Annotated in this window: 5 protein-coding genes; 3 read left to right on the top strand and 2 right to left on the bottom strand. The window is 71.3% G+C overall.

The features are described from left to right. Nucleotides 1-1,309, top strand: a 1,309-nt coding sequence (locus tag CA983_RS40695) for an NAD(P)/FAD-dependent oxidoreductase (RefSeq protein ID WP_086605704.1), incomplete at its 5' end; no start/stop codon positions are given. Nucleotides 1,310-1,451: 142 nt separating this feature from the next. Beyond that, nucleotides 1,452-1,907: a hypothetical protein gene (locus tag CA983_RS40690; RefSeq protein ID WP_086605703.1), complete on the top strand. Its 456-nt coding sequence runs from the start codon at nt 1,452-1,454 to the stop codon at nt 1,905-1,907. Between the two features lie 3 nt (nt 1,908-1,910). On the opposite strand, the gene CA983_RS40685 is transcribed toward CA983_RS40690, so the two are convergent. Then, nucleotides 1,911-2,579, bottom strand: coding sequence for a phosphatase PAP2 family protein (locus CA983_RS40685; RefSeq protein ID WP_086605702.1), 669 nt, complete (start codon nt 2,577-2,579; stop codon nt 1,911-1,913). A 64-nt stretch (nt 2,580-2,643) separates the two neighbouring features. Between CA983_RS40685 and CA983_RS49750 the strand changes: the two genes are divergently transcribed. Continuing rightward, on the top strand, nt 2,644-3,045 hold the full coding sequence (locus CA983_RS49750; protein ID WP_208637149.1) for a hypothetical protein: 402 nt from the start codon (nt 2,644-2,646) through the stop codon (nt 3,043-3,045). Nucleotides 3,046-3,631: 586 nt separating this feature from the next. Here the strand turns inward: CA983_RS49750 and gabT are convergent. Then, nucleotides 3,632-4,966, bottom strand: coding sequence for a 4-aminobutyrate--2-oxoglutarate transaminase (gene gabT, locus CA983_RS40665; protein WP_086605701.1), 1,335 nt, complete (start codon nt 4,964-4,966; stop codon nt 3,632-3,634). Between the last annotated feature and the right edge of the window lie 74 nt (nt 4,967-5,040).

Below are 5,040 nucleotides of genomic sequence, written 5' to 3'. Positions count from 1 at the left end.
CTCCGAGACCTGCGATCTGCTGGTCGTCGGCGGCGGCTACAGCGGACTGTGGACGGCGCTGATCGCCAAGGAACGCGACCCGCGGCGGGACGTGGTGCTGGTGGAGGGCCACGAGGTGGGCTGGGCCGCCTCGGGCCGCAACGGCGGATTCTGCGCCGCCTCCCTCACCCACGGCCTGCCCAACGGCCTCGCCCGCTGGCCGGAGGAGATCCACAAGCTCCAGGAGCTGGGCGCCCGCAACCTCGACGCGATCGAGGCGGCGGTCGCCCGGCACTCCATCGACTGCGACTTCGAACGCACCGGCGAGATCGACGTCGCCACCGAGCCCTACCAGGCGGCGCAACTGCGCGACTGGCACGAGGAGACGTCCCGCCGGGGCCTCGCCGAGGGCGTCGAATACCTGGACGCCGAGGCGGTCCGGGAGCAGGTGAACTCACCGACCTTCCAGGCGGGCCTGTGGGACCGCAGGGGCGTGGCCATGCTGCACCCGGCGAAACTCGCCTGGGGCCTGAAGCGGGCCTGCGTGGAGCTCGGAGTCCGCGTCTACGAACACACCCCCGCGCTGACGCTGAAGCCGTACGGCGCCGGCATGGCCGTACGCACCCCCTACGGCAGGGTCCGCGCCCGCCAGGTCGCCCTCGGCACGAACATCTTTCCGAACCTGGTCAGACGCGTCCGCTCGTACACCGTCCCGGTCTACGACTACGCCCTCATGACCGAGCCGCTCACCCCCGGGCAGCTCGCGTCGATCGGCTGGAAGAACCGTCAGGGCCTCGGGGACAGCGCCAACCAGTTCCACTACTTCCGCCTGTCCGCCGACAACCGGATCCTCTGGGGCGGCTACGACGCGGTCTACCCCTACGGCGGCCGCGTCCGCGCCGAGTACGACAACCGCCCGGAGACCTACGCCAAGCTCGCCGGGCACTTCTTCACCTGCTTCCCGCAACTGGAAGGCGTCCGCTTCACCCACGCCTGGGGCGGTGCCATCGACACCTGCTCCCGCTTCTCGGCGTTCTTCGGCACCGCCCACCAGCAGAAGGTCGCCTATGCGGCGGGCTACACGGGCCTGGGCGTCGGCGCGACGCGCTTCGGTGCCGAGGTGATGCTGGACCTGCTGTCCGGCGAGCGCACGGAACGCACGGAACTGCACATGGTCCGCAAGAAGCCCTTGCCCTTCCCGCCCGAACCCTTCGCCTGGACGGGCATCGCCCTCACCAAGTGGTCCCTGGCCCGCGCGGACGCCCAGGGCGGGCGCCGCAACCTGTGGCTGCGCACGATGGACCGGCTGGGGCTGGGCTTCGACAGCTGAACCGGCGAGGTGTGAGACGGTTCACTCCAACGAGGGGCCGAAACCCGCGTAATGACCGCAAGGAGACCTCCCTCTCCCTCGTGACGCCCTCGGGACGCCCTGCGCGTCCGCGAGATTCACGAGTGAGAAGGAGGTCTTCCTGATGACCGGTGCGAAGACGGCGGTCGACTGGCTCACATCCGTCGCACCCGACCCCGAGGCCTGCCGCTGGACGTGGGAGCGCGACCCGCTCGGGGTCACACTGCTGCCGGCCGGCAGCGCGTGGGACGTGCTCATCCTGCCCGGCGAACTCGGCTACGCCACGCTCGACGTGCTCAGCCGCGTGCTCGACCAGCCGGGCCCCGTCCTCGTCGACTTCGGCGACGCGCGCATGGGGTTCTTCGTGCCGCCGGGCACCGCCGCCCGCTGGCTCGGCACGGGCATCCGCACGGCGGGCGCCGGCACCTGGATCGTCGTGCCGTACCCGGGCCGTTCCTCACCCGGCGGAGTCCGCTGGCTGATCCCCCCGGACGGCTCGGGCACCCTGACGGACCCCGCCCTGCTGGAACTGGCGATGCACGAGGCGGCGGCGGGACTGGCCACGGAGAACGACGGTTAGGCCCTACCGGGGCCGCTCGGGCGGCGTCGTCCGCCTGAGGAACAGCCACATCGACGACAGCAGCACCGCGCACAGACACCAGCTCGCCACCACGTCCAGTGGCCAGTGGTAGCCACGGCGGACCAGGCCGTAGCTCACGCCGAGTACGAGGACGAGGCAGGCGGTGACCAGGGCGCGGCGGGCGAGGGGCGCGCGGAGCCGGGGGAGCAGGAGCACGGTCGCGCAGCCGTAGGCGACGGCGGCCGTGGCGGTGTGGCCCGAGGGGTAGTAGCCGGTGCCGGGCGGGACGGCCGGGGTGCCCGGGCGGTCCGTGAGTTCCTTGAGCGGGATGATCAGTGCCGGGACCAGGGCCATGAGGAGGGCCGCGGCGGTGACCGGCAGCCACCAGCGGTCCGTGCGGCGGGTCCGTAGCGCGACGTGTCCGAGTGCGACGGCGAGGACCGGGACCGCGACCTGGACGTTGCCGAGGTCGGAGAGGAACTCGGAGAGGCCGTCGGGATGGACGAGGTCGCGGCTGACGCCCTCGTCGAGGCGGACGAGCGGGCCGCCGGCGACGACCTGCCAGGTGATCAGGGCGAAGAGCAGCGCCGGGAGGCCCAGCAGGAGGGCCGGGAAGCGCGGGTGCCGCGCGGTGGTGGGCTCGTCGAGACACTGGTCCCCGGAGATCGGCATGGGACACAGCTTGGCACGGGCACGGATATCCACTGTCCGCCCGCGCGACCCAGTGGAGGATCACGTGAACCAGCCGGAGAGCGACGACCACGGCCTCTTCGACCACTGTCCGTGGCTCTACGCCGAGCAGGCATCGCAGGGGCAGCGGGCGGAACAGGAGCAGCGGCGGAAGCGGCCGGCCGGGGGAGCGGGGTCGGGGTCGGCGTCGGAATCCGTATGCCTTGGCGAGGGCTGCGTCGTCGCGGAGACGGCCGCCGTGTTCCCGGAGCACCTGTACTTGGGCGACCGCTCATGCGTCGCGGGCCAGGCCTACGTCACCGAAGACATACTGCACGATCAACCGTTCCTCGAGACTGAGTGGGAGTGGGTCCTGTTGCCAGGACTGTTGCTCAGCCGCGTGCTCCGAACGGTGTTGGGCACGCTGGTCACCCGCTTTCACTCCGTGTCCGGGCGGCACGACTCGTGATCGTGGTCCGGGAATGCGGGGGCGGGTTTCCTCACGCCGTCGGGTCTCCGGTCGGGCCTGGGCCACCGTCGACGAGTCGCGCGAGCAGGAGTGGTGCGAGAACCCCGGCGCCGACTGGAGCGCGTCGCGCGGGAGGCCGGCGACGGCTGATGCGGGCGAGCCGCAGAGAAGGAAGAGGGAGGTCGGCCGCCCCGGAACAGGGGGGGGTGGTTCCGGGGCGGCCGTCCGGACCGGAACGTCGCGCGCCCCGGGGGGTTTGGGGCGGGCGACTGTCCGATCGGTGAGGAGATCCAGAGCCTCAGGCTCCGGTTGTGTGCGCGAGGGCACGACCAGGTCGAAGCTGGGGAGGCCCCGGCCTGATGTCACCCACAGTCCCCTGTGGGCGGGGTGTATCTCTCATCTGGGTAGAACCTACGACAGGGGCTGGTCGGAGGACAGGCCGCAGGGCCCCCTGTCATCCACCTCGCACACCTTCTTCACACGCTCTGCCGCTCGCCGCCCCGGTAGCGGAACCGGAGCGGCTCACCTGCCCCGATGCCGGCTCAGATGCGCGCGGTCCGGCGCCGGGGCAGAGGCGAAGCCGACGTCAGATGCGTGCGAAGGCCTGCTCGATGATGTCGAGGCCCTCGTTCAGCAGGTCCTCGCCGATCACCAGCGGAGGCAGGAAGCGGAGGACGTTGCCGTAGGTGCCACAGGTCAGGACCACCAGGCCCTCGGCGTGGCAGGCCTTGGCGAGCGCGGCGGTCGCCTCCGGGTTCGGCTCCTTGGTGGCGCGGTCCTTGACCAGCTCGATGGCGATCATCGCGCCACGGCCACGGACGTCGCCGATGATGTCGAACTTGTCCTGCATGGCGGACAGGCGCGCCTTCATCACGGCCTCGATGTCCTTCGCCCGGGCGTTGAGGTCGAGCTCCTTCATGGTCTCGATCGCGCCCAGGGCGCCCGCGCAGGCGACCGGGTTGCCGCCGTAGGTGCCGCCGAGACCGCCGGCGTGCGCGGCGTCCATGATCTCGGCGCGCCCGGTCACGGCGGCGAGCGGCAGGCCACCGGCGATGCCCTTGGCGGTGGTGATCAGATCCGGGACGATGCCCTCGTCCTCACACGCGAACCACTGGCCCGTACGGCAGAAGCCGGACTGGATCTCGTCGGCGACGAAGACGATGCCGTGGTCGGAGGCGAACGTGCGGATCGCGGGCAGGAAGCCCTTGGCCGGCTCGATGAAACCGCCCTCGCCGAGCACCGGCTCGATGATGACCGCGGCGACGTTCTCCGCGCCGACCTGCTTGCTGATCTGGTCGATGGCCTGCGCGGCGGCTTCGGGGCCGGCGTTCTCGGGACCGGTCGGCCAGCGGTAGCCGTACGCCACGGGCACGCGGTACACCTCGGGCGCGAACGGTCCGAAGCCGTGCTTGTACGGCATGTTCTTGGACGTCAGCGCCATGGTCAGGTTGGTCCGCCCGTGGTAGCCGTGGTCGAACACCACGACGGCCTGCCGCTTCGTGTACGACCGCGCGATCTTCACGGCGTTCTCGACGGCCTCGGCGCCGGAGTTGAACAGCGCGCTCTTCTTGGCGTGGTCACCCGGGGTCAGCTCGGCGAGCGCCTCGGCGACCTCGACGTACCCCTCGTACGGCGTGACCATGAAACAGGTGTGGGTGAAGTCGGCGAGCTGCGCGGACGCCCGGCGCACGACGGCCTCGGCGGAGGCGCCGACGGAGGTCACGGCGATGCCCGACCCGAAGTCGATCAGCCGGTTGCCGTCGACGTCCTCGATGATCCCGCCACCGGCCCGTGCCGTGAACACGGGCAGCACGGACCCCACACCCTGCGCGACCGCGGCGGTACGGCGGGCCTGCAACTCCTGCGACTTCGGTCCGGGAATGGCGGTGACGACGCGGCGCTCCTGCGGAAGTGCGGTCATGCGGGGCTCCTGGGGTGGTGCGGACGGGGGTGTACGGACACTTCGCTTCTTTTCTCGCAGGCTAGGGCGGGGGG

The organism is Streptomyces swartbergensis, assembly GCF_002148965.1.
GTDB lineage: Bacteria > Actinomycetota > Actinomycetes > Streptomycetales > Streptomycetaceae > Streptomyces > Streptomyces swartbergensis.
The sequence above is the reverse complement of the archived record's forward strand: the minus strand, read 5'-3'. Positions and strand labels throughout refer to the sequence as shown.